This is a genomic window from Vibrio sp. 811 (assembly GCF_033339195.1).
Window position 1 is genome coordinate 1 of sequence record NZ_JAWOUB010000533.1, and the last position, 634, is coordinate 634.

General features: G+C 45.7%; 1 protein-coding gene. It reads left to right on the forward strand.

Features of this window, described 5'->3' with window-relative positions; translation table 11 throughout:
* Positions 1-74: 74 nt before the first annotated feature.
* A partial coding sequence (locus R7Q46_RS27925; protein ID WP_318078397.1) for an AMP-binding protein occupies positions 75-634 on the forward strand: 560 nt, incomplete at its 3' end.

Consider the following 634-nt stretch of genomic DNA (forward strand, 5'->3'; position numbering starts at 1 on the left):
AAGTAAACGTCGTTAAAACCGCAAACACAACCAGAGCGACTTGGTTAAACACAACGCCAGAATATAGGTGATGTATGAATATTCTCCTCGATGCCATTACAAAATGGGCAAAAACGACACCAGATCGAGTAGCACTTGTCGGCTACGAAGCGAATCAAACGGTTGAACTGACTTACTCTGAATTGTTAAACAAGATCGAACTCGTTGCCGCCGAGCTTATTGCACAGAACATCAAAGCACTCGCGCTACGCGCAGAAAACAGCATCGATTGGGCCATTGTTGATTTGGCGGCGATGGCGGCAGACATAGTCGTCGTACCTATTCCGACTTTTTTCTCTGATGCACAAGTTGAACATACGTTAGAGCAATCAGGCGTCGATGCTTTAGTTGGCGATTGGCAAGTATGGTTGGCTTCTCATCCTAAGCAAAGCTTTAACCAGCAAGACCATTCGTTTTCCATTGCAAATTTGCCTTTGCTGCGTAGTAACCAGTTGGGAGATGAAGATACACAGGTAGCTTATCTACCAAAAACCGGAAAAATCACATTTACGTCGGGCTCGACTGGTCAGCCTAAAGGCGTGTGTTTAAGCAATGATCATTTGTGTTTGGTGGCGAAATCGCTCGCCGACGCAGT